Raw genomic sequence first — 22,457 nt, forward strand, 5'->3', positions numbered from 1 at the left:
TAAACAGAAAGATCAACTGGTAGTAATCCGTACTGAACATATTATACATTATTTTCAGTATAGTTGAGCTTATTATTGACTAGAGTCATGCTCTCACCGACCGGCGGAAGATGGCTGTTGAGATTATTCTCAACAAACAGGCCGGCAATTCCAGCTCTGGGTTTGGCTTGGTCTCTAGCGAGGGCCGTAGGTTGTCCAATAGCCGCGTCCTTGTCTTTTGGCTGCATCGGCAGCTTCAGTAAGAATGGGGCCGTACTTCAAGCCATCGGTTTGTGGCGACAACAGGCCATGCCCCAAAAACAGCATTTCCTGGTTGATGAGGGTATTGGCTTGCCAAACGTAGGCAGGCAAGGTGGGAGCAGGGGCTAGGGCAGGATCCAACTCCAAAAACACCTCACGTCCCAGCAGAGCAGTCTGCAGATATTGGCCGGCATTGTAAACTGCCAGAGGGGTTTGTCCGCGCAACTCCGTCCAGTTGGGGTTGATCGGGTCAGGCAAGGGATCGATCCCGATCAGTTGCACCAGCCGCAAATTCAAGTCTCCTTCAAGCTGGACAACCAGGGTGTTGTAGTTGACCACCCGAACCACGGCTGCACGTTTGAGGTCGCGCAGATCTGGACGCGCCACCAATGTTAAAGCCCAACCGGGCAATGTCGAGAATATCAACGGCAAGGCCAGAAAGCTGCCCAGCTTGATCAGGCTCCGTCCATTGGATGCCAGCAGGGATCTGGAGCGGGGGGAAGTCGGAGCAGAACGCAGGGATTTTTGCAGCATGGACTTTAGCCGTTGCATGGCGGACTTGACAATAGGGATGGTTCGCATGCTTGACCTTTGGATCTCACACCGCCCTCACACCGCCGCCTACTGGGCTTCAACGCGGGATCCGGCTCACCTGCCGTCACTCTACAAAAAATTGGGGCAGATGGGTCAGGTCTGGAAAATCTCTCTCGATTTTTGTCTTGATTTTTAGATGTGCTACCCATCCGGTCAGCAGTTGTCAGCGCTGACAACCTGTGGTTGGTCATTTCGATTCAAACTGGGACACTGTACCCACACCTAAAACATGCATGAAACATGCATGGGGCCACAGGGCTTTTCTCAGCTGCCCAGGCGTCTCACCCTAAACTGAAGTGACTAAGTCCTTCCGAGCAGCAGGATTGTCTTTTGGTCTTCTCTCTTTGCGAAGGAAAGGGGGAGTGCTTGGAAACCTTTTCAATTCAGTTTGAAACAATTACAGTTGTCCAACTCTCAAATCTCTCAAAAGCGCAGCCCCTAGAGGGTAGCAGGGTTCTTTTCGACTGCTTCGGACAAGAGGGAGTTGACCAGCACGGTTACCAACCCCAGTCGATTGCCCGCCAAAATATCCGTCAACAGGCGGTCTCCCACCATAGCCACTGCTTCTACCGGCAAGCCCATCTGGGCTACGGCCCGCCGCAAAGCCCGCCGTGAGGGTTTCCCAGCGCGGTGAATGTAGGGCAGGTTCAGGCTTTCTCCGATTTGTTGGATGCGGCTGCGATTGAGGTTGTTGCTCACCAGCCAAATTTGAAAGTGCGGACGCAACTGCTCCAGCCAAGCAGCCACAGCGGGATCCACCTCAACCTGTCGGCTCGGCACCAGTGTACCGTCTACGTCAAAGATGATGCCTTTTACCTGCCAGGCCCACAGGTCTTCTGCCCGCAACTTTAAGACAGTGCCGGCCACCACCAGATCCGGTTGCAGGAGCTTGAACCAAGGTTTGTGTACCATCCGCTCCGAAAGACCTACGAAACGCTAACAAACACTGCCAGAGTGTTCAGTGCCTGCCGCGCTTCTGCTTCCTTCCTGCTTCAGCGACCCATGACTAGCGGCAGAGTTCACCCCCACCACCCCGCCAGAGGAGTCTCCACAGGCGTCACTTCCCCCAGAGCTTGGGGTAGTTCTGTACCACCGCAACAGGTTTAGGGCTGCATTCAAGTCGCGGTCTAGCTCCAGACCACAACACGGGCAGCAAAACACCCTTTCCTGCAGTGGCATCTTCTGTCGGTGCCCACACCCTGAACACAGTTGGCTGGACGGATAGAACCTATCCGCCACCACCACCTGACAGCCGTAGAGCCGGGCCTTGTACTCTAGCTGTCGCCGTTCGCGATAGCGGGACGGAGTCCTCAACTCGTAGAACCCACAGTCTGACAGGGATCCCGCCAGCTTGCGGTTCTGGAGCAGGTTCTTTACCTGCAAGTCCTCTACCACCACCACCCGGTATCTCTTGGCCAGGTAAGTCGTCAGCTTGTGCAGACTGTCTTGCCGATCGCGTAAGCGGGACGGAGTCCTTATGTCTGCCACCCGCTTGTGAGCTTTGCCCAACTGCACCACCGCCTTCTTGCGGTTGGTGGATCCCTTCTGCTTGCGGCTCAGCCGCCGTTGCAGCCTAGCCAGCCGCTGCCTGGCCTTGCGGTAGGGCTTGGGATTCGCAAATACTTCCCCGCCGGAGCAGGTGGCCAGGTGATGGATACCTAAGTCCACTCCCACCACCTCTCCGGTCTTCTCCACCTGGGGTGTTGGAGCTTCGTACTTGAAGGAGATGTACCAATGTCCGGCTCTCAAGCTAACAACCACGTTCTTGGGTGTGGTCACCGGGAGCAGCTCTGCACAGCGCAGCCAACCGAAGATAGGTACCTTGATGCGGTTGCCAGAAGTGCGAATACTCCCTTCCAGGTAAAAGCTGTCTCGCACTCCCTTGCGTTTGAAGCGGGGAAACTTCCCCAACCCACCCCGCCAGCGCTTAAGGGCCTGCTCCAGGTTGCGGAGTGCCTGCTGAGGGGCGCATTTGGAGACCTGGTAGTACCAGGGATGCGCTTGCTTCACTTCAGCTACCAGGCGCTTGTGCAGGTCAATGGCGGTGGGGAGTTTTTGCTGGTTCTCCAGGGCTTGCCGACAGACCTCTAGGCCCCAGTTGTAGGCGTGGCGGGCTACCCCAGCATGTTGAGCTGCTAGAGTTGTTTGCTTGTGGTTGAGGATGAGTTGTGTTTGGAAGCCCAGTAACATGTCCGCCACACCGCAAAGCGTCCATGAGTTTCGTGCAACTTTTGGCTTGGCGCTCACCAGCCTCTTCCAGCTTTAGGTAGCCAATGTTGACTACTGTAAGGTTTTCGGCCTACTGCTGTCAGCCCTCCTCGGCTAAGGACTTGGTTGAGGACTATGGTGGGATCCCTGGGCAGCTTGCCGACGCTCTTGAATAATTTGCAATTGGGCTGCCTCGTGCTCTGCTAGGGTTTTGCTGAAAATGTGAGTGCCATCGTAGCGGGCCACAAAGTAGAGATAGTCGGTTTGCTCAGGCTGCAAAACGGCTTTTAAGCTGGCCAAGCCCGGACTGGCGATGGGACCAGGGGGCAAGCCCGGGTTGAGGTAGGTGTTGTAGGGAGAGGGGGTTCGCACCTCCGCAAGGGTGAGGCGGCGATCTGGGGTTTGCCGGATATTCAAGGCATATTCCACCGTCGGATCGGCTCCCAGGGGGATCCCTTTCTTAAGCCGGTTCAGAAAGACACCTGCAATCAAAGCGCGTTCTTCCGGCACCACGGCCTCCCGCTCCACAATGCTGGCCAGGGTAACCCACTCGTGCAGAGACAGGGAAGGGGTATGTTGGCGGAACAGGGGCAGGGCCACCGCGACAAATCGCTGCAGCATGGCGTTGACCACTATTTGGGCCTTTTCCCGATCCGGCAGGGATCCCTCCACCTGTTCGATGGGGAAAAGATAGGTGTCTGGGAACAGGTAGCCTTCTAGAGAGCTCAAGTGGGGGGGCAGCCAATCGAGGGGGGGAATCACCCGGGTCACGGCAATGAAGGCATCGGCTGCCAGCCAGTTGCGCTGGGCCAGAGCCTCTGCCATTTGCTCGATGCGCCAACCCTCCGGGATGGTCAGCCGTCTTTGCAGGATCCTTCCCTGCCGCAGTTGCTGGGCCACGGCCAGCATGTCCTGGTTGGGATCCAAAGCGTAGGTGCCCGCCTGAAACACCCAGTCGCGCCCGAAGGTGCGGCTCCACAGCTCCCAAGCCAGAGCTGAGCGAATCACCCCTGCTTGGCGCAGTTTTTGCCCGATCAGACGGCTGCTGCTGCCCGGCTGGATTGCTACTTGGATCGGTTCTGGGCCGCCCACCGGCTGGAGCCAGGTCTGCCACTGCCAGTAGCCCAATCCCCCGACCAGAACCAACAGGAAAATCAAGCTCTGCAAAAGACGCCGACCCCAGCGTTCGCGTAAGCGTTGCGTAGCAACATGGGGTGACCTGGGTATAGCGCCTTGGGCAGCAGAGCATTTGGGCAAGACGGGATCCTTTTGGGCCGAATGCTGAACCTGATCTGTCATTGCCTTTCCCTCCAAACGGCCTGAGCACACCCTTGAGCCAGGCTATCCTTCGGACTCAATCCTGGCTAGGGCGTCGCCGGACTCTCAAGGCCGATTTCCCCCCTAACTTGGGATCAACTCTCCTGGGCTGGGGATCCCGTTGTTCTCGACCGTCCGCTGTCCGATCCAAGTGCCGATGGGTTCTCCCTGCACCACTCGATAAATATTGCCAGGGGTAGTCAGGTCAAAGACCACGATGGGCAATTGATTTTCCTTGCAGAGGGCGATGGCGGTGCTGTCCATAACCCGCAGATCGCGGTTCAGCACATCCTGATAGCTGAGGACATCGTAGCGGCGGGCCTGAGGGTGAGTCTTGGGATCCGCATCGTAAACTCCGTCCACCTTGGTGGCTTTGAAAATCACCTCGGCATCGATCTCCGCCGCCCGCAAGGCCGCAGTGGTATCGGTGGTGAAGAAGGGGTTGCCAGATCCTGCCCCAAAAATCACCACCCGCCCCTTTTCCAGGTGACGAATGGCGCGGCGACGAATGTAGGGCTCTGCCACCTCTTGCATGGCGATGGCCGTCTGCACCCGGGTGGGGATCCCGGCTCGCTCGATGGCATCCTGCAGGGTTAAGGCGTTGATGACGGTGGCCAGCATCCCTACGTAGTCGGCAGAAGCCTGATCCATCCCTTGGGCAGCCGCCTCTTTGCGCCCGCGCCAGATGTTACCCCCTCCCACCACAATCGCCACTTGCACACCGGCCCGTACCACTGAGGCCACTTCGCCGGCAATGGACTTCAAGACCTCGGGGTCGATCCCGTAGGGGCGCTCCCCCATCAGGGCTTCACCACTCAACTTCAGTAGAATCCGTCGATATTTCATGCTTATCCGCTCCGGCCCACCCCTGCATACGATAGCAGGTTTGTTGAACTAGCTCCGCTCACAGGATTGACCGACAGAGCATCTCGACAAAAACAACCTTACTGCTGTTCTTCGCCAGCGCTGGCCTCGTTGTCGCGGGGGGCAGAACGGAAGCGGCGGCCATTGCGAGCACGACTTTTTTGGAACTGTTTGGCATATTCGCGGTTGCGCTCGGCTTTTTCCCGCTTCAGGTTGCGTTTTTTGGCCATGCTGGTTTTCCTAACCGGTTATCCGGTATGTGGTGGAGTGCTGAAATAAGGCGCTCCCCATCGTAACATGCCTGGTTGGAACTTTTCTGGGGCTTTCTGCTCAACCGGCTATTGGCAGGGATCCCCACAACAAGACTAGGCCCATCACAACAAACCCCACGCCTGCCAGGGTTTTGATCCAGCGAGGTGGGATCAGGCGGGCCACCCAAGCTCCTGCCCACACCCCAATTAGGCTGGTGCTGATCAAAGCAGCAGCAGCGCCCAAAAAGATTACCCCAGCGTTTTGCGAGCGGGCACTGAGGAGCAGGGTCGCCAATTGGGTTTTATCGCCCATTTCGGCCAGCAGAATCGAGCCAAAGCTCACCAGCGCAGCCCGTCCGGCCATTTGCCGCAGCAAAAAAGATGGAGTTTGGCTGTCGTTGTCTTGGATCAACACGTTCTTCTCCGCCCTATCTTGCTGGGTTGGCACCGGTTTCTCAGGGGGGCTAGCCTTCTGGGAGATTATCCCCTCGCCACTCCTGCCACAATACATAGCCCCCGATCACCAGGAACCCTGCACCCGCCAACCATTGTAGCCAGCCTGGGGGAATGACTTGCCCCAGACCTTCCCCCAACACTACGCTGAGCAAACTGGCGGTCACCAAGGCACCGGCGGAACCGAAAAAGATCGCCCAAGGCGATTGGGATTGGGCACTCATGAGCAAGGTTGCCAACTGGGTTTTATCGCCCATTTCCGCCACAAACACGGTTAAAAAAGTAACAAGCCAGAGCTGCAGCGGGGATCCCTCTGGGAGATTGCCGTCGGAAGAGGGGGGGGTAGTGAGGGGCAGTGCCGTCGGAGGCCCAGTACTGGGGGCGGAAGACAAGGCCAAACTCTCCCCGGCAGGCTGGAAATCCACAGCGGATCCATCCCCGTAGAGATAGTGCTGCCCAACGGCCAAGAAACCGAAACAGAGAGCCGAGGACAAAACAATCAGCCCCAAGCCCAGGGCCATTTGCCCCTGCCAAGAACGCGGCGAAGTCATGGCGTCAGACCCTAACCACCGACATGCAGCTTATCCTGTTTTCAGCCGCTTCTGGAGGAGACAAGGGCGCTAGAGTAAACGCTAGAGTAAAAGAATCAGGGGCGTTGGCCGAGCGGTTTAGGCAGCAAACTCATAATTTGCCTTACACAGGTTCGATCCCTGTACGCCCCATCGGGAATTGCTGGACGAGGTTTCTGGGTTGAGGGCTGTTGACAGCGGGCCAAGTCGATCTCAATTCCCAAACTGGGAGGGCGGACATAGGACTGCGTTCCGCTAACGCGACCGAGGTCACTCTGGGCTGAGAAAGAACCGGTTGGGCACAGTTTCAAAGACGCGGGTTCAGCTCCGTGCGGGATCCCGTATCTCCAGAGCGAGGGATCCAACGCTCAGGCAAGGTGGCAGGGGATCCCCATTGGGACTGGAGCTGGCTGAGGAATTGTCCCTGCTGGGTGCGAAAGCCGACCAGATCGGATCCGACATTCATCAGGGCAAACCAAATGTCCCCCTGCTCGGTTGGCAGTACACCCGCCAAGGTGCTGACGCTCCTCAAGGTGCCCGACTTGGCGATCAAGATCCCCGGTAACAGCCGCCGTTCCAACACCCCCACATCCTGGCCGACGACGGCAAAAGCATCGGCAAGAGAGAGCCCCTGCTCCTCCAGAAGGGATTGGATCGCTCGAAGCAAAGCTACATTGGCCCGCGGAGAAATGCGGTTTTCCACCCCCAACCCGGAACCATTGATCAGGTGTAGCTCTTCGGGCGGGATCCCGGCGATGGCCCGGGCGATTTGGGCCACTTGGTCTGCTCCCCCCACCGCATCGGCCAACATCTCGGCCATGGAGTTGTTGCTGTAGAGGTTCATCAGCTTGACCAGGTGAATGAGGGGGGGGGACTCATGTCTGAGCAAAACCTGAGCGCCGGGCGGGATCTGCTGGGCAACCCGCACCGAACCCAAAATCTCCACCTGCGGTCTGGGTGTGCCGGGGGGTAAGGTTTGAAATTGGGCCTCCGCCTCTGGCGGCCAGCGCCGCGCATCCAGCCCCTGCCGCAACAGGGATCCCGATTGCGCCACATCCCGGGAAAAGTTCATGTAAAAGCGGCCCACCACCACCAGATCCCCGCGCACCTGGCGGATCCCATAGGCATTGAGCAGGTTGCCGACGGAGAAGGCTTCCTCCCAGACGAACAAGGGATCCTCCCCCCCCACCACCCAGAGATCCCCCTGCAGCACCCCGTCGGCTGTTGGCGAGCCGGTGGTCAGCCAAGGGGTTACAAAGCGATGTTGTGGGCCAAAGTGCTGCAAAGCGGCCAGGGTCGTTGCCACCTTGGTCAAAGAAGCAGCCGGCAAGGGTGTGGATCCCTGATGCTGTCCCAAAACAAGGATTCTGTCCCGCTGAGGCGAAGGATCCTCCATCTGCAGCCAAACCCCCTGAGCTGTGGGCGAAAACCCCCGACCGGCCAACTGAGCCAGATAAGTTTCCACCTGAGGTTGCAGGGATCCCTGCTCCGTCGCCTGAGAAGTGGGAGACAAACTCAGCAACAGAGTGGCCGCCGAGAACAGTCCAACCCAGCTGGAAACCAGCTGTCTGCTGGGCCAGCCCCGCAGATGTCGTTCGTGCCGTGGCGTCAGCGTTGCGGAGCAACAGTGTTGTATAGCACCATGGGGTGCCGCAGGCATAGCACTTTTCACGGAAAACACCCTCTAAACATCCCGGCAACCGAGGGGGCATCAGCTCGTCAATTCCCAGCCACCCTCTTCCACAGGCTCTACATCGATGGTGCCGGGGGGTGTTTGCCGATAAAAACGTCCGTCTGCAACAAACAGCGGCTCTCCACAATTGGGGCAAAAGAAATGGCTGCCCTCAATGGCTTGCGATTCTGACCCACACACCGGGCAGCGATCGGTGGTAATCCAGCGGCGCGCCCACCAGCGAAAGGCCAGGAGCACCAATACCGGCAAGGACAGCAAAAACAGCAACAGAGCCACCAATCCGGCGACCAGCCACCCCAGCCCGACACTGGTCAGCAAAGCTGCCAACGCCAGGGATCCCAGCCAGAACCCCCAGCCACCCAGAGAAATGGAATAGGTTTTGGGCTGCTCAAACCGCATTTTCGTTTTCCTTCCCCGATCACTACGCTTGCCAACGCTGTCAGGATGCCGCGGGCCTTTTCTTGAGTATGTTAGCCTAGGCGCGCCCGAACACCAGAAACAGTCCGCCACATGGCTCTGCTCTGTAGGCTAGCTCATCCCGGATGGATGAGGGATTGGGTTTCCCGCACCCTTCCCGAGGCTCTCCCGGCAGCCCATGCGCCTCAGTTGCGTCCCTGTTCTATTGGGCCTGAACTGAGCCTGAACGATGTCTTCAGCAACCAAGTCGGGTGGTGTCGTCATAAATGAAGTTATTATCAATTACAGAACTTATTGACTGTTACGGCGACGTTGCCCAACAGCGGAGGGGCGGCATCATGGTCTACACCGAAGAGGCGTTCAAGGCAGAGCTCAATGCCAAAGGCTGGCGAGCCACTCGGCAGCGGGAGATCATCCTGCAAACGTTTCAAAACTTGCCTGAGGGCACGCATCTGAGCGCGGAGGAGTTGCACAAAAAGTTGCGGGAAGAAGGCCACAACATTAGCCTTTCCACCATTTACCGCACCGTCAAGCTGATGTCCCGCATGGGCATTTTGCGAGAACTGGAACTGACCGAAGGGCACAAACATTACGAGATCAACCAGCCGGCCCCCCACCACCACCACCATCTGGTGTGCGTCAAGACCAACAAGGTGATCGAGTTCAAAAACAACGCCATTCTTAACATTACTCAGAAGGTGGCCGAAAAGTACGGTTTCAAAGTGTTGGATTGCCAGCTCACCATCATCGGCATCAGCCCAGAAGGGCAGCGCTCGATTTTGTAGCCAAAAATTCCCTAGGGCTCAGGTTCTGAGGCTTTCCCAGAAGGGGAACTGTACTGGGCTGGTAGGAGGATGGGGATCCCGTCAACGGGAGGAAATGCCAGAATAGCTCCCGTGAGGCCAATCGGCAGTCGGCAACCGAGGCAACAGTTGAATGGTTGATGAATAGTTGATCTTCTTCTTCACCCCACTAGATCCGGGAGAGGGCCATGAACGAACAGGAAGTGGTGCAGTGGCTGGAGCAGGCGCTGGCCAATCCCCGCCTTAGGTTACAGGCCAAAGCCCAACCGCTCCAGGAGAGTCACAAGGCTTACGCCCTCGTCATTATGATCAACCGCCCTGCCGGCCTTGCTCTCAACTATGAGGAGTTGACGGCCTGGTTCCAGAAGGCGATTCCCACTCGCTACCCCCAAGTCAAACGGTTGGCCCTCTACAGCCGCCCCATGGGCCAGCAGGCTGCCGACTGGAAAACTCAGGTGAGGCTGGATCCGGAGCCGGCGACAGACAAGGTGGATCCCGGTTGTGTTAGCAGTGCAGAGCACTTTACCGCTACGCGACCCTCTCGCGAACCCGTCAGTGGGACGGAGTCCCCGGAGAGTCCGGATCTAAGCCGCCACTGCTTTGTCAGCGATCGCCAGTTGCTTACCGCCGACCTTCCTCAGCCGCCTGGTTTGCTCCGCCAGGCGGTTTTGGGTTTTCACAGCCTCACTTCTGGGCAAAAGCAGGAGGTTCTGCCCCTCCTGCCCACCTTGTTTCGCAATCCCAGCGCCGTCTCGACGGTGATGCTGTCGGTGGAAGCGGCCTTGTGGCTGGAGCCTCTGAAAAGCCTGAATCCCCACGAGCTGCGTCTACTGAGCGTTTGGCTGAGCCGCTATTGCTTCAACCCCAGCCGCACCCTAGCGGAATTGGATCCCGCCACCTCAGGTCTCAAAACTGGGCAAACCAAGCGCAGCTACCGCGCCCCTCAGGTGGGGGTTTCGCTGATTTTGGCCAGCTTTGCCGGCAACCTGACAATGGCCGCAGGCGTGACTCTGAGCCTGTTGTTCGGTATGGTGTTTGTGCTTTTCCTGGCCATCTTGGGCGTCTCAGAGGGGGGATTTTCCTTGGGCTTTTTCATCCTTGCCGTTCTGCTCACCCTCGCCTTCAACGCTTTGATTTTCTTCTTGTCTCCCTGGCTGATGGACTGGATCCAGCACAGCCTCTATGGCACCGAATGGGTGAGCTTGGCGGAAATTGGGCGTCGCAGCCCAGAGAGTGCAGAGGTGATTCAACGGGTTTGCCGCCAGTACAAGCTGAAGCAGCCGAAGCTGGGGCTGATCCGCGACCAAAACCCCACCGCCTTCACCTACGGCAGCCTGCCGGATACGGCCCGCATCGTCGTCAGCGAAGGGTTGTTCACCTACTTGGAAGATGAAGAGGTGGCTACGGTCTATGCCCACGAGCTGGGGCATGTGATCCACTGGGATTTCGCCGTCATGACCCTGGCTTCCACGTTGGTGCAGATTCTCTACCTTCTTTACGTCTACATGCGGGATGCGCGCGACAACGGCAAAAGGGGCAGCCTCCGCTCCCTGGCCTTGGTCGCCTACTTTTTCTATGTGGCCGGCTCCTACTTGTTGCTCTATCTGTCGCGGGTGCGGGAGTACTTTGCCGACCACTTTGCTGCCGAAACCACCGGCAACCCCAATGGGCTCTCGCGGGCTTTGGTGAAAATTGCCTACGGCATTGTGCAAGAGGGAGAGCGGGAGCGGGATGAGGAAACCCGACAGCGCAGTGCTCGCCTGCTGGAAGGAACGCGGGCTTTGGGGATCTACGATGCCAAGGCGGCGGTGATAGCAGGGACGGCCTACCGGGTTGCCTCGGATCCCGGCCAGGTGGGCAGGGTATTTTTGTGGGATCTGTTTAACCCTTGGGCCTGGTGGATGGAGCTGAACTCCACCCATCCCCTCACGGGCAAACGGGTGCGGGCGCTGAGCACCTATGCGGAGCAACTGGATCTGCCGGTGGAATTCGACATGGCCAGCGTGGTTGCCCAGGGCAAGCAGCTCAACCGGCAACAGCTCTACGGGAACTTTCTGCTGGATATACTGCTGTTGAACGCCGAGTGGCTGGGGGCGATTGTGGGGGCGCTGCTCGGGATCCCGGCTTTGCGGATGGGCTTCTATGAAATGTTTGCCGGGCTGATCCTGATGGGGGTGGGCTTGGGCCTGCTGCTGAAGATGACAGTGATGTACCCCAGCTTAGAAAACCCGCCAGCGTTGACCGTGTTGAAGGCCATGAGCAATCCCTACGCCAGCCCCTTGCGCGGGTTGCCGATGCAGTTGGAGGGGCGGGTGATCGGGCGGGGGGATCCGGGCTATCGCTTTGGCTCCGATCTCAAGTTCCAGGATGAGACAGGGATGATCTTCCTGCGCTATGCTTCCCGCTTTGGGCCGCTGGGCAACTTCCTGTTTGGAGCGCGCCAGGCAGGGGGGGTAATCGGCCAAGAGGGATCCGCAGTGGGGTGGTTCCGACGGGGGGTGGCCCCTTACCTGGATCTGGCCCGCTTCCAAACCCGCCATGGCCAGCCCATCACCAGCTACCATCCCTTCTGGCAGGCTATGTGGGCTGTGCTGTTGTTGGTGGTTGCCCTGCTGGTGATGCTGTTCTAGAGGAGCGCGATCCTCAGCAGCGAAGAGCTCGCCTAGGCCATTTGAGATTGGCTACTTTTGCCCACCGTTAACCCGGGCGTAGTCGTCGCTGAAGCGGACAATGTCGTCTTCGCCCAAGTACTGGCCGTTTTGCACCTCGATAATCACCAGAGGGATGACGCCGGGGTTTTCCAGACGATGCTTGGTGCAAGGGGGCACGTAGGTGGATTGGTTGGCCGTGATGAGCTTTTCTTCATCTCCGCAGGTGACCTTGGCGGTGCCGGCAACGACGATCCAGTGTTCGCTGCGATGGTAGTGCAACTGCAGGCTAAGGCGATGCTTGGGCAAAACCACGATCCGCTTGATTTTGTAGCCAGGGCCCTCTTCCAGCACTGTAAAGCTCCCCCAAGGCCGACTTTCAGCATTGCTCTCGATCAGCTTGTTGAGGGTTTCGGCAGAGAGGGAAGGCGAAGGTTTTTCCGGTGAGGCCAGATTGGCATTGGGGGTTTCCAGCATGGGATGCTCTCCTTGGGAGGCCTACCTGTAGCTTATCTCAACAACCAACTCGAAGTCTGTTTGTTTATCTTTAGAACCACCAACAGATCGGCTTCAGCTCCTGGGGATCCCCAGCCGGTTCAGGTTTGGTAGGGCAGTGGTTAAAATCCTGTGGAATCATGAAAAAGATTTCTGCTCTGCAAAAAGGCCACTTCCCCATGCGTTCTTCCTCTTCTGTCCCTTCTTACCCGGTTCACATCCATGACCGCCAACGGGACACTCACTATCTAATCCAGGTGCCGGCGGATCAATACATTTTGGCCAGCGCCGAGGCCCAAGGGATCCAACTGCCCTTTGCCTGTCGCAACGGCGCCTGTACCACCTGTGCGGTGCGGGTACGGCGGGGATCCCTGTACCAGCCGGAAGCCATGGGCATTTCGCGGGAGTTGAAGGAGCAGGGGTATGGGCTGTTGTGCGTGGGCTATGCCCGCTCGGAGCTCTGGGTAGAAACCCAAGATGAAGATGAGGTGTACGAGCTGCAATTTGGGCGCTACTTCGGCCAGGGGCAGGTCAGGCCAGGGATCCCCATCGAGGATGAGTGATGTCTTCTTCGGCACCGGTTTCGTCTCAACAACTGTCGCCGGATCCCTTGCCCTCTCAGCCGAGGGGCTGGCTGCTGGCGGCAGCGGCGCTGATCCCGGTGAATCTGGCCCCCAGCTTGCTGTTGGCTTTGGTGGGAACGATTCAGGGTTATACCCGCTGCGGTGGCCGGATCCTGCGGGATCCTCTATTTGGACTGGCGGCTCTCCTGAGCCTGGCTGCGGTGGGAGTGGCCTTTTGGGGGGAGGATTGGCGACTGAGCCTGCCGGGGATGTTCAACTACTGGCCTTTTTTGTTGATGCTGCCGGCCTTTGCCGATGCGCTGGCCTCTCGCGGTAGCGGGACGGAGTTCCATCCTGTAGGCCGTCGGCGTTTGGCCCAGATGTTGGTGTTGGGCAGCGGGCTGATGCTGCTTTTGGGTTGGGGAGAAGTGCTGTGGGAATGGCAGGGGCACTTCTTCTGGGGGCCGGTTTGGATCACGGGGGTTGCCGGGGGAGAGCGACCGGCGGCAGCTTTTACTTCCCCCAATATCCTGGCCATCTACCTGGTGATCCACCTGTGTTTGGCGGCAGGGCTGTGGCTGGATCGAGCCGATAGAGACTGGCCACAGGCAGTAGGGCTGGGAGCTGTGCTGGGGCTGGGATCCCTCTTGTTGCTGCTGACGGCCTCTCGCAACGGCTGGGGAGCGGGGGGGCTGGCGCTGGTGATAGGGCTGGCCCTACGGCGCTGTTGGTGGGGGATCGGGATCTTGGTCGGCATAGGGTTGGCTGGTTTGGCTGCTGCTTGGGATTGGCCGGGCTGGCGGGCCGTAGTGCCCCGATTGATTTGGAGCCGTCTGGCAGACACCTTCGATCCTCAATCGCTCTACTTTAGTTCCACCGCCAACCGGCTGGATGCTTGGCAATTCGCCCTGCAGATGGTGCAGGAGCGGCCCTTGACCGGTTGGGGCTGGCAAAGCTTTGCCGCTCTTTACAATGCTCAAGATCCGCCGGAGCTGCTGGGCCATTGCCACAATTTGTACCTGCACCTGGCGGCTGAGGGTGGGATCCCGCTGTTGCTGGGCCATCTGATCCTGTGGGGCTGGATTTTGGCGCGGGGATGGCAAGCTTGGCGGCGCTCGCAAGAAAGCGTCCTGTTGGGGATGCTGCTGGCCTTGACGGCATTTTTTGCCTCAGGGCTTTTGGACGTGGTGATGTTGGATGGCCGCATTCACCTGCTGGTAACCTTACTCTTGGGGGCAGTTTGGGGAGCCAGCCTTGAGCGGCAAAGGGACTCCATCTCCGGCAAAGAGCAAGCCCAGAGAGGTTACCGTTGAGTGCTGCAATGGGATATCCCTTAGCTGGCAGTGAGCCCGGAGTCCATCAGTTGCTCACCGATTTTTGCGACGCGGAAGCAAGCTACAGCCAAGGGGCAGTTTACCTGTAGAGGGTCTTTGCGGTGAACCTGTACCGAGATGTGTTGTGGCCTCTGCTTTTTTCTGGGCTGAGAGCCGACCCGGAAGCGGTCAAGATGGGCCTGCTGCGCGCCTTGCATTGGATCGATGCCACCCAGGCCACCGGGATCCTATCGGCTCTGGAGCGACTGTTTTGCTACCGGGATCCCCGGCTATCGGTGTCGCTGTGGGGCCTTACCTTTCCCAATCCCCTTGGGTTGGCTGCGGGCTTCGACAAAGATGGCCTGGCTCTGGGCGTCTGGCCCAGCCTAGGATTTGGTTTTGTAGAGGTGGGCACCATCACTCCTCAGCCCCAACCGGGCAACCCCAAACCTCGCCTGTTTCAACTGCCCCAAGATCGCGCTGCCCTCAATCGCATGGGCTTTAACAATCAAGGGGCGGCGGCTCTGGCCGAACGGTTGCGTCGGCTACACCAACGTCCCATCCCCATCGGAATTAACCTGGGCAAAGCCAAAATCACCCCCCTAGAAGAAGCGGCTGCCGATTACCTGGCCAGCTTCCAGCTGCTCCAGGATCTGGGGGACTACTTTGTGGTCAACGTCAGCTCCCCCAACACGCCGGGGCTGCGATCCCTGCAAGCTGCTGAGCAACTGGAGCCCATCCTGTCTGCCTTACAGCAGGAAAATCAGAAGCGAAAACCCCTTCTGGTGAAGATCGCCCCCGATCTGGACTGGCCCGACATCGACAGCATCCTGGAGCTGGCCCAAGACCATCAACTGGCCGGGATTGTGGCCACCAACACCACCCTCCGCCGCGATAACCTGAAGACCCGTTTCCTACCTGGCCACGGGATCCCCTTTGCACGGGCGGAGTCTAGGCCAATCCTTGCAGAAGCCGGCGGGATCAGCGGTGCCCCCTTGCGGGAGCGTTCCACCCAAGTCATCCGCTACATCCACCGCTCCACCCAAGGAAAATTGCCCATCATCGGAGTGGGGGGCATCTTCACCTTGGCCGACGCCTTGGAGAAACTGGAAGCGGGAGCCAGCCTGCTGCAGGTCTACACCGGCTGGGCTTACGAAGGGCCGGGGATGGTGCCGCAATTGCTCCGAGGCCTAGCCCGCTCTTCTCCCCCCAGCCCTGATGTTACACTTCCCCCAGAGAATACCCCTGTGGGTCAGATCCAGGCGTAAGATCGTTAGGGATCCCTGAGGAAGCTTGCCGGTGAACCTGCTGCAACACCTCTTCAAAACCCCCCATCCGGTCATTGGGGTGGTTCATTTGTTGCCGCTGCCCACCTCACCCCGTTGGGGGGGGGACTTGGAGTGGGTGATCGCTCAGGCAGAACAGGCAGCTACTGCCCTGGCTGCAGGAGGGGTAGACGGGATCCTTGTCGAGAACTTTTACGATGCCCCCTTTGCCAAGGATCGGGTGGACGCAGCGGTGGTCAGCGCCATGACCGTCATCGTCCAGCGGCTGAAAACCCTGGTCTCGCTGCCGGTTGGGATCAATGTCTTGCGCAACGATGGCTGCAGTGCTCTGGCAATTGCCGCCTGCGTGGGGGCGCAGTTCATCCGGGTGAATGTGCTCTGCGGGGCGATGGTGACCGACCAAGGCATTATCGAGGGGAATGCCTACCGCCTGCTGCGCTATCGCCGGGAGCTGGGGGCTAACATCAAGATTTTCGCCGATGTGCTGGTGAAACACGCCCAACCCCTAGGTCCCATCAGTCTGGATGCGGCCATCACCGACACGGTGGAACGTGGCCTGGCCGATGCCATCATCCTTTCCGGCTGGGCCACCGGCAAGCCACCCCTTCTGGAGGAGCTGGAGCTGGCCCGCAAAGTTGCTCCTCAGGTGCCGCTGCTCATCGGCTCGGGGGCTACTGCTGAAAACATCGGCAGCCTGATCCGGCGGGCAGATGGCGTGATTGTGGCCAGTTCTCTGAAGCGGTCTTCCCGTTCCGCAGGCATGCCGGCAGGCTATTCGGATCCCTTTCCCATGATCGACCCGATTCGGGTGCGGCAGTTTGTGGAAGCACTGCACCTTGGGATCCGCGAGCGGGTCTCCAACCATGCTTATTTGGCCGCTCCCGGTTCTGGTTCCAACTAGCTGTTGGCGCTAAGATTGGGATCCGACTACAATGGGCGATTCCTCTTTAGCTATGCCATCCCTTGATCTGGAGGGCTTGGATTCTGTATACCACCCTTCTGGTTCGGCTCTTGGGCCTGCAGAAGAAGAAGCCTTTTGGAGCTCTGTTCCGGCTCGCACCCCCCGCATTTGGGTTGTTGATGATGACCCAGTGGTTCGTTGCTACATTATCAATGTTCTCAAAGGCTCTCAGTACTACGTGGAAAGCTGGGAAAGCGCCCGAGCAGCTTGGGATTCCTTGCAAAGCTTGGAAGAGAGCGAGTGGCCCGACATGGTGATCTGCGACTGGGTCATGCCTGAGATGTCGGGGGTAGAGTTCTGTTGCCGTCTCAAGGGATCCGCAGCAGGGCAGTTCGTCTATTTCATTTTGCTCACGTCCCGTTCTGAAGTTGAGGCTCGGGTAGAGGGGCTGGATGCGGGGGCGGATGAATTCATCACCAAGCCGGTCGATCCTGAGGAGCTGCGGGCGCGGGTGCGGGCAGGGTTACGTCTCCAGCGGCTCACCCAAGCTTTGGCCCAGGCCAACCGGCAATTGCGAGCCCGCAATGAGTTGTTGGAGTCTTTGTCTTTGACGGATCCCTTGACCGGGGCGTTGAACCGGCGAGCTCTGGATCAGGCGCTGCCCCATTTGCTCAAGCAGGTGGGGCCCCGCGGGGAGGCTCGCTACCGCTATCTCTGCCTGCTGATGATGGATGTGGATCATTTCAAGCAGGTCAACGACAGCTACGGCCACTACATCGGCGACTGTGTGCTGCAGGCCATCGTCGGGCGGCTGCAAAATCAACTGCGGCCTTCCAGCCTGCTCTACCGCTACGGTGGAGAAGAATTTGTTTGCGTTACGCCCGGGCTTAGCCCCCCCTGCTGCGGTCGCTACGCAGAGTCTCTGCGGCAGGCTATTGCCAAACGGCCAATTGACATCTCCCCCAAGCGCAGCTTGCCGGTTACCCTCAGCATTGGTGGGATCGTGCTCAGCGAAGACTACTGCCCAGAACCGGAAACCGCCTTGCAGCAGGCGGATAGCGCGCTCTACCAGGCCAAGCAGGCGGGGCGCAACCGAGTTCACATCCTCACCCCAACCCCAGAGGTTTATCTGCCCTCTTCCAGCGGATAGCCAGAGGCCACTGCCAAGGCTTCCAGAGAGCGAACGCCTGTGTAGGTGCGGCCATTGATGATCCAGGTGGGATAGCTGGTGATCCCCGCTTCTGTGCATTCTTGAGCTTGGGGAGTGCCGGGGCCGTTGGGGGAGCACTCCACGTAGGGCACTTGGTCGAAAGCTGCCCCGAACAGCTCTTTCTGATCTTGACAATGGGGGCACCAATAGGCCCCGTACATGGTGCCGCCGATCTGCCGCAGGTGGGCTGCCAACCCTACCGCCAGGGGGCTAGGCGGGGGAACTTGGTTGGCGTACACCCCAATCGTGGTCACCAACGTGAGAAAGCCTATGAGAATGTAGCCAAAGACCAGCTTGCCCCAATCCAACCAGCGGTGGCCCAGCACGGTCACCAGCCCCAGCCCCGCCACCAAGATGATCGCGGTGGTGCAATACATGCAGAATTGCCGCAGCACCGCCACCATCAGGTAAAGCATGTACATCTCAAAGGCGGTCATGGCGGAAACGAAGCCAAACAGGGCCGGCCAGCGCCACCGCTTCACCAGTGGGATCCCATCCGGCAGCACCGCCAGCGCCAAGACTCCCAAAAATCCCAACAGGCCAACAGCCGCGGTCGGGATCCCCAAAAACTCTGCCCAACGGCTGGAGAGCACCAGGTCACACCCCCCATCCCCCGTGCAGAAGGCAGCGGGCTGCTCCGTCAGCTTGGTGTAGGTGAGATAGGCCGTCAACAGGGATCCCAGGCCGGCCAGGATCGCCAAGATCAGACGGGAATGGCGCTGCAGCCAGGTCTCTTCTTGGGCTTTGAGTTTGAGATAAGAAGCCATGGCGTTTCAGGGGTTTCAGCAGTTGGACACCCCCGATTATAGTGGGGCAGAACTGGCCTCGTCCGTGGGCTCCGACGCAGAAGAGCCGCTTGAGCGCCGCACCTGGGCAGCAAACCTGTCTCCCAGCGGATCCAGCCCCCACAGGGATCCCAGTTTGGAGTCGGAGATAGGCCGGTCGCAGAGACCCCAACGGCGGCGGAAGTAACGGGCCAGATCTTTTTCTGCCAAGGCCAGATACACTGGGCGACCATGGGGACAAGTGTGGGGGTTGGCGGTGCGCTGCCAGGCTTCCAACAGCTTTTGCATCTGCTCCAGGGTCAGTGGGATCCCATTGCGCAAGGCCCCTCGACAGGCCACCGCCACCTGGGCTGCCTGCACATCTTGACAACGGCTGAGCTCTAGCAGGGATCCCTGTACCTCCTCTGGATCTTCCGATGCAAAGGCCAGAGGAATGCGTCGGATGAGATAGGTATTGGGGCCGAAGGGTTCTGGCTCCAGCCCCAACTGCTCCAACCGCTCCAGGGCTTGGGGCGATAGTCCTTGCAGCGTTATGGGCGTCTCCGGTGCTACCAGTTGCCAATGCTGCCGGATGTACTCGTAGCGAACTCGCTCGTGGGCCAGGTGCTGCTCCACCAGCCATAGCCCCTGGGGATGCTCCGCCAAGATGTAGATCCGATGCAGTTGGGCCAGCGCCCTGAGGGGAGGCAAGGGAGAAGTTGGCCGGTCAGAGGGAGGAAGATGGCTCTGAAAATCGGGCGAGACTCGATAGACCACCTTGGCCTCGCTGGCCCGGATCAGATGCACAGAGCGGCGGCTGGCCTGCTCGGATCCCGATTGCAGAAGGGCATGCAGGTGTTGGCGCAACTGCTCCTGGCGGGCCGTCAGATGCTCCAGGTAGAGCTCGCTTTTGGCAGGATGACGGTTCCAATCCACCTGTTCTGGGGGCAGGCGCAGGTGAACAACCACCAGCGGATGGCGGTGGCGGGGCAATGCGTGGTGAAAAACCGACTGGATTAGCCGTTGCCAGTCGGGCATCTGCACAAACCGGCCGTTGACGGCCACGCGGATCCAATCGGGGTGAGGGCGATGCAAGCGATCCGGTAGGCCCAGCACCACTTCCCAATCGCTGTCCCCATCCTGGATCCGCCGATAGCGCAGATCTGAGGGATCCACCTGCGGCAACACCTGCAGCAGCAGATCTTGCAGAGACTTTCCCGGCCAGAGGCTGAGCAGCAATTGCCCCTCCTGATGCACCTGCCAACTGACCCAGGGATGGGCTAGGGCCGCATTTTGCACCAGGGTTAGGAGCGAGCGAGTTTGGGGCAAAACTCGACGGCGCAGCGGCCAGTCGGCAAACAAATCCGCCACCGTCACCACCGTTCCCAAGGCAGTGGCTGCCGGCTGCTTGTGAACCAACTCCCCCTGTCGATCGTAGGCGGCCAGCCAGCCGTGAGCATCAGAAACGTGGCGGGTCTGAATGGTCAGGGATCCCAGCCGGGCCAGGCTGTGCAAGGCTTCGCCCCGAAACCCCAGGCTGCAACCGTCCAACTTGCTGGTGGTGTGGCGACGGGCCACCTGCTCCAGCTCCGAAGCGGGGATCCCTTGGCCGTTATCGGCCACCCGCACCTGCCAGCGGCTGGGCCAGATCTCCACCTGAATGCGGGTGGCCTGAGCATCGAGGGCATTTTCCAGCAATTCTCGCAGAGCAGCCCCCAGCGAGTCGATCACCTCTCCCGCGGCCATCTGGGCGATCCGCTCTGGGTTCAGGGGTTGGATTTTGGACATGGAGTGAGTTGAGAAAGCAGACTCTCTTCCTGCCAGCTTGTCGCCAAAAGGCCAACAGCGCCGAGCTTTAGCTTAGCTCTCTCCCTCTGTTGCCAGTGGACAGCGCCTTGCCAATGGTTTTCATTAACTTCAAGGCTCCCCTCAGGCCAAGTGAAGGATTGAGGTTCCGCCTTCCTGCCCATCGGTAACCGCCAAGAACTTCGAGAAACTTCGAGAACAAGAGAGCTGAGCGGGTGGCCAGTCATAAGGAAACCTTAAAATCCCAAGGCCAGCCATCAGCCTCTACTAGGATTTAAATAGTAAAATTTCTCATTAAGGAGGAGATTATGGCAGCACAGCAAGCTCCGGCCCGAGAGCTATTCAAGGAGGCTTTTGAGAATCGCTACACCTGGGACAAAGACTTTCCTGGCTACCGAGCTGAGATAACCTACTTTCCCAAAGAAGGTGACAGCAGCCTCTCCTTCTCAGGAGTTGTGAGTATTGACCGCAACATGAAGATCGATGTTGCCGGCGTCGAGGACGAGGAGATCCGCCAGAAAATACGGGAACAGATGTGGGAAGTCATGGTGCATCGCGTTCGTCATTCCTTCGACGAGGAACACGGTGGCCACACCTTTGCCTATGGAGAGCCACAAAATTCAGACATCACTGAAGTTCTTGTTTCGGGCTTATCTTCTACCGATAGGTACTGGGTTCAGGGCAAGCACATTCAAATGGTACATCGCCATCTTGCCAATCGGACAATTACAGTCTCAGTTCAAGAGTTTTACGATACAGGTGAGGGCTACCTACCCACTCACTACACTGCTGAGTATTGTAGCCCAGGAACTGGAGAAAAAACTCAAGCAAAGATGATCTACGAAGATCGTTATCAAAAAATAGGTCGGTATTGGATTCTGGTTGAGAGAAGAATTTGGGAAGAGCAGGATGGCCAAAAAAGTTCATCCCCTCAACTTTTCCTCTTCTCTAATATTCGATTTTTCGAATAGCTGAGAAAAATAAGTTTTTCTTTGCGGCTGTGGGCATCTCTCATTATAGAAGGTGATGAGGTGCTCACAGCCAAGCTCAAAACAGATGGCCACAGGGTACAGCCTGTTAAGGACTCAAGGGGTACAATAGTAGCACTTAGCAAACCAACTTCGGAAGGAGGATGGATTGATCAGTAGTAAAGAAGTCTTCACTATCTGCTCCATGCTATATTTCCCAATTCTGCAAAGCTGCCGAATAAAATGCTTCAACACCGACCACATCATCTCAATGGGATTCAACTCCGGCGCATACACAGGCAGGTATAGGATTCGTGCTCCTGTCCCCCTAATCAATTCCTCAACTTCCCGACTCTTGTGGATATTTAAATCCTTCCTCGCATCTAGCTTCGGACATAGCTCGCTTCTCAAAAACTCCAAAAAGTCTCCTTTCTTCATCCCACCCTTGATGACACGACAGCCAACTACACCTCTCAAGGAAATAGCTCCAATAACCGTATACTTTTCACCCTTGTATCTCTGACGATAATGATAAGCCCTTTGACCACGTAAACTCCGAGATACTCTCCGCTCCATTCCCTCCCAGACTCCCGTCTGGTCGATGGCAATCAAATCCTCCGCTGGAATATTCCTGACTTCTTGACTATAAGCTAGTCGTTCCCTTTGCACCTCCTCTTCTTTGACTTTTGCACTGCGGTAGGTCTTTTTTTTAGAGTCATTCCTTGCTTTTTCAAGAAATTATGTATCGTGACGATGCTTACATTGATTCCTAAGCGCTCGCGCAACAGTTCTTGATACTGCCACAGGTAGAAGTCTGGGTGTTCTGTAATAATTGCGATCACTTCCTGCCGATGTTGTTCCAAAATGCCCACTCGCTTGGTGCCTGCTTTCTTAGGGGCTAAATCTTGAGTTTGTTGGTACTGTCGCACCCAGCGGTGTACTGTTCTTTTGGTAACCATGAAGCGTTTAGCTACCTGGCGGATGGAGGTGTTACCTGCCTGATAGGCTGCTACAACTCTTTGCCGCAAATCCAAAGAATGAGTCGGCATTCCTTTCTCTCCTTCCTCTTGAATACCTGTACCCTATTTTAAATT

The 22,457-nt window shown here is 58.1% G+C and carries 22 protein-coding genes and 1 tRNA gene; 9 read left to right on the forward strand and 14 right to left on the reverse strand.

Annotation, left to right across the window (positions count from 1 at the left end; translation table 11 throughout):
• Nucleotides 1-174: 174 nt before the first annotated feature.
• The 8 genes from ACVWYZ_RS04640 to ACVWYZ_RS04675 form a co-directional block, all read right to left on the reverse strand.
• Nucleotides 175-822 (reverse strand): thermonuclease family protein, encoded by a 648-nt coding sequence (locus ACVWYZ_RS04640; protein WP_414343347.1) that lies wholly within the window; start codon nucleotides 820-822, stop codon nucleotides 175-177.
• Nucleotides 823-1,272: 450 nt separating this feature from the next.
• Nucleotides 1,273-1,746: a YqeG family HAD IIIA-type phosphatase gene (locus ACVWYZ_RS04645; RefSeq protein WP_414329713.1), complete on the reverse strand. Its 474-nt coding sequence runs from the start codon at nucleotides 1,744-1,746 to the stop codon at nucleotides 1,273-1,275.
• Between the two features lie 24 nt (nucleotides 1,747-1,770).
• Nucleotides 1,771-3,024 (reverse strand): RNA-guided endonuclease InsQ/TnpB family protein, encoded by a 1,254-nt coding sequence (locus ACVWYZ_RS04650; protein WP_457466402.1) that lies wholly within the window; start codon nucleotides 3,022-3,024, stop codon nucleotides 1,771-1,773.
• Nucleotides 3,025-3,156: 132 nt separating this feature from the next.
• Nucleotides 3,157-4,341 carry an endolytic transglycosylase MltG gene (mltG, locus tag ACVWYZ_RS04655; RefSeq protein WP_457466338.1) on the reverse strand — a complete coding sequence of 395 codons (1,185 nt, stop codon included), beginning with the start codon at nucleotides 4,339-4,341 and terminating at the stop codon, nucleotides 3,157-3,159.
• Nucleotides 4,342-4,443: 102 nt separating this feature from the next.
• Nucleotides 4,444-5,205, reverse strand: coding sequence for a UMP kinase (gene pyrH / locus ACVWYZ_RS04660; protein WP_011433861.1), 762 nt, complete (start codon nucleotides 5,203-5,205; stop codon nucleotides 4,444-4,446).
• Nucleotides 5,206-5,303: 98 nt separating this feature from the next.
• Entirely contained in the window at nucleotides 5,304-5,453 is a 150-nt protein-coding gene (locus ACVWYZ_RS04665; protein ID WP_011433860.1) for a hypothetical protein, read from the reverse strand.
• Between the two features lie 100 nt (nucleotides 5,454-5,553).
• A complete protein-coding gene (locus ACVWYZ_RS04670; protein ID WP_457440506.1) occupies nucleotides 5,554-5,922 on the reverse strand; it encodes a TMEM165/GDT1 family protein in 369 nt (122 codons plus the stop codon).
• Nucleotides 5,923-5,938: 16 nt separating this feature from the next.
• Nucleotides 5,939-6,478, reverse strand: coding sequence for a TMEM165/GDT1 family protein (locus ACVWYZ_RS04675; RefSeq protein WP_457466340.1), 540 nt, complete (start codon nucleotides 6,476-6,478; stop codon nucleotides 5,939-5,941).
• A gap of 98 nt (nucleotides 6,479-6,576) precedes the next feature.
• On the opposite strand from ACVWYZ_RS04675, the gene ACVWYZ_RS04680 reads away from it, so the two are divergent.
• A tRNA-Ile gene (locus tag ACVWYZ_RS04680) sits at nucleotides 6,577-6,649 on the forward strand.
• 154 nt (nucleotides 6,650-6,803) lie between these two features.
• Here ACVWYZ_RS04680 and ACVWYZ_RS04685 read toward each other — a convergent pair.
• Entirely contained in the window at nucleotides 6,804-8,009 is a 1,206-nt protein-coding gene (locus ACVWYZ_RS04685; RefSeq protein WP_457466342.1) for a D-alanyl-D-alanine carboxypeptidase, read from the reverse strand.
• Between the two features lie 198 nt (nucleotides 8,010-8,207).
• Complete coding sequence (locus tag ACVWYZ_RS04690; protein WP_414389207.1) at nucleotides 8,208-8,588, reverse strand: hypothetical protein; 381 nt, start codon at nucleotides 8,586-8,588, stop codon at nucleotides 8,208-8,210.
• 356 nt (nucleotides 8,589-8,944) lie between these two features.
• On the opposite strand from ACVWYZ_RS04690, the gene ACVWYZ_RS04695 reads away from it, so the two are divergent.
• On the forward strand, nucleotides 8,945-9,391 hold the full coding sequence (locus tag ACVWYZ_RS04695) for a Fur family transcriptional regulator (RefSeq protein ID WP_011433855.1): 447 nt from the start codon (nucleotides 8,945-8,947) through the stop codon (nucleotides 9,389-9,391).
• Nucleotides 9,392-9,597: 206 nt separating this feature from the next.
• Nucleotides 9,598-12,039: a M48 family metalloprotease gene (locus ACVWYZ_RS04700; protein ID WP_457466344.1), complete on the forward strand. Its 2,442-nt coding sequence runs from the start codon at nucleotides 9,598-9,600 to the stop codon at nucleotides 12,037-12,039.
• Between the two features lie 51 nt (nucleotides 12,040-12,090).
• Here the strand turns inward: ACVWYZ_RS04700 and ACVWYZ_RS04705 are convergent, their stop codons facing one another.
• Nucleotides 12,091-12,534, reverse strand: a complete 444-nt coding sequence (locus ACVWYZ_RS04705; protein ID WP_011433853.1) for a phosphomannose isomerase type II C-terminal cupin domain — start codon at nucleotides 12,532-12,534, stop codon at nucleotides 12,091-12,093.
• 197 nt (nucleotides 12,535-12,731) lie between these two features.
• Here ACVWYZ_RS04705 and ACVWYZ_RS04710 point away from each other — a divergent pair, with 197 nt between their 5' ends.
• From ACVWYZ_RS04710 to ACVWYZ_RS04730, 5 genes are all read left to right on the forward strand, one after another.
• Nucleotides 12,732-13,115, forward strand: coding sequence for a 2Fe-2S iron-sulfur cluster-binding protein (locus ACVWYZ_RS04710; RefSeq protein ID WP_011433852.1), 384 nt, complete (start codon nucleotides 12,732-12,734; stop codon nucleotides 13,113-13,115).
• Nucleotides 13,115-14,428, forward strand: a complete 1,314-nt coding sequence (locus ACVWYZ_RS04715; RefSeq protein WP_457466346.1) for an O-antigen ligase family protein — start codon at nucleotides 13,115-13,117, stop codon at nucleotides 14,426-14,428. Before ACVWYZ_RS04710 ends, ACVWYZ_RS04715 begins: the two co-directional genes overlap by 1 nt.
• A gap of 122 nt (nucleotides 14,429-14,550) precedes the next feature.
• A complete protein-coding gene (locus ACVWYZ_RS04720; RefSeq protein WP_457466348.1) occupies nucleotides 14,551-15,696 on the forward strand; it encodes a quinone-dependent dihydroorotate dehydrogenase in 1,146 nt (381 codons plus the stop codon).
• Nucleotides 15,697-15,727: 31 nt separating this feature from the next.
• Nucleotides 15,728-16,615, forward strand: coding sequence for a photosystem I biogenesis protein BtpA (btpA, locus tag ACVWYZ_RS04725; RefSeq protein ID WP_457466350.1), 888 nt, complete (start codon nucleotides 15,728-15,730; stop codon nucleotides 16,613-16,615).
• A gap of 52 nt (nucleotides 16,616-16,667) precedes the next feature.
• A complete protein-coding gene (locus tag ACVWYZ_RS04730) occupies nucleotides 16,668-17,765 on the forward strand; it encodes a GGDEF domain-containing response regulator (RefSeq protein WP_457466352.1) in 1,098 nt (365 codons plus the stop codon).
• Here ACVWYZ_RS04730 and ACVWYZ_RS04735 read toward each other — a convergent pair.
• Together ACVWYZ_RS04735 and mutL are read right to left on the reverse strand one after the other, a co-directional pair.
• On the reverse strand, nucleotides 17,741-18,592 hold the full coding sequence (locus ACVWYZ_RS04735; RefSeq protein ID WP_457466354.1) for a vitamin K epoxide reductase family protein: 852 nt from the start codon (nucleotides 18,590-18,592) through the stop codon (nucleotides 17,741-17,743). The two genes, ACVWYZ_RS04730 and ACVWYZ_RS04735, sit on opposite strands and share 25 nt — an antisense overlap.
• A gap of 36 nt (nucleotides 18,593-18,628) precedes the next feature.
• Nucleotides 18,629-20,377, reverse strand: a complete 1,749-nt coding sequence (mutL, locus tag ACVWYZ_RS04740; protein ID WP_457466356.1) for a DNA mismatch repair endonuclease MutL — start codon at nucleotides 20,375-20,377, stop codon at nucleotides 18,629-18,631.
• 326 nt (nucleotides 20,378-20,703) lie between these two features.
• Between mutL and ACVWYZ_RS04745 the strand changes: the two genes are divergently transcribed.
• Nucleotides 20,704-21,366, forward strand: coding sequence for a DUF3386 domain-containing protein (locus tag ACVWYZ_RS04745; protein ID WP_011431401.1), 663 nt, complete (start codon nucleotides 20,704-20,706; stop codon nucleotides 21,364-21,366).
• A gap of 114 nt (nucleotides 21,367-21,480) precedes the next feature.
• Here the strand turns inward: ACVWYZ_RS04745 and ACVWYZ_RS04750 are convergent.
• A protein-coding gene (locus ACVWYZ_RS04750) for an IS630 family transposase (protein ID WP_457466358.1) occupies nucleotides 21,481-22,412 on the reverse strand; the annotation gives its coding sequence in 2 pieces (ribosomal slippage) (nucleotides 21,481-22,076 and nucleotides 22,076-22,412; 933 coding nt in all).
• Nucleotides 22,413-22,457: the final 45 nt, after the last annotated feature.

This window comes from Thermostichus sp. MS-CIW-37 (assembly GCF_054060065.1).

Coding starts and splice junctions, on each gene's coding strand:
- ACVWYZ_RS04645 (WP_414329713.1), bottom strand. CDS start 1,746: ATGGTACACAAACCTTGGTTCAAGCTCCTGCAACCGGATCTGGTGGTG.
- ACVWYZ_RS04730 (WP_457466352.1), top strand. CDS start 16,668: ATGCCATCCCTTGATCTGGAGGGCTTGGATTCTGTATACCACCCTTCT.
- ACVWYZ_RS04665 (WP_011433860.1), bottom strand. CDS start 5,453: ATGGCCAAAAAACGCAACCTGAAGCGGGAAAAAGCCGAGCGCAACCGC.
- ACVWYZ_RS04700 (WP_457466344.1), top strand. CDS start 9,598: ATGAACGAACAGGAAGTGGTGCAGTGGCTGGAGCAGGCGCTGGCCAAT.
- ACVWYZ_RS04715 (WP_457466346.1), top strand. CDS start 13,115: ATGTCTTCTTCGGCACCGGTTTCGTCTCAACAACTGTCGCCGGATCCC.
- ACVWYZ_RS04640 (WP_414343347.1), bottom strand. CDS start 822: ATGCGAACCATCCCTATTGTCAAGTCCGCCATGCAACGGCTAAAGTCC.
- ACVWYZ_RS04745 (WP_011431401.1), top strand. CDS start 20,704: ATGGCAGCACAGCAAGCTCCGGCCCGAGAGCTATTCAAGGAGGCTTTT.
- ACVWYZ_RS04650 (WP_457466402.1), bottom strand. CDS start 3,024: ATGTTACTGGGCTTCCAAACACAACTCATCCTCAACCACAAGCAAACA.
- ACVWYZ_RS04710 (WP_011433852.1), top strand. CDS start 12,732: ATGCGTTCTTCCTCTTCTGTCCCTTCTTACCCGGTTCACATCCATGAC.
- pyrH (WP_011433861.1), bottom strand. CDS start 5,205: ATGAAATATCGACGGATTCTACTGAAGTTGAGTGGTGAAGCCCTGATG.
- ACVWYZ_RS04695 (WP_011433855.1), top strand. CDS start 8,945: ATGGTCTACACCGAAGAGGCGTTCAAGGCAGAGCTCAATGCCAAAGGC.
- ACVWYZ_RS04690 (WP_414389207.1), bottom strand. CDS start 8,588: ATGCGGTTTGAGCAGCCCAAAACCTATTCCATTTCTCTGGGTGGCTGG.
- mltG (WP_457466338.1), bottom strand. CDS start 4,341: ATGACAGATCAGGTTCAGCATTCGGCCCAAAAGGATCCCGTCTTGCCC.
- ACVWYZ_RS04675 (WP_457466340.1), bottom strand. CDS start 6,478: ATGACTTCGCCGCGTTCTTGGCAGGGGCAAATGGCCCTGGGCTTGGGG.
- ACVWYZ_RS04735 (WP_457466354.1), bottom strand. CDS start 18,592: ATGGCTTCTTATCTCAAACTCAAAGCCCAAGAAGAGACCTGGCTGCAG.
- ACVWYZ_RS04705 (WP_011433853.1), bottom strand. CDS start 12,534: ATGCTGGAAACCCCCAATGCCAATCTGGCCTCACCGGAAAAACCTTCG.
- mutL (WP_457466356.1), bottom strand. CDS start 20,377: ATGTCCAAAATCCAACCCCTGAACCCAGAGCGGATCGCCCAGATGGCC.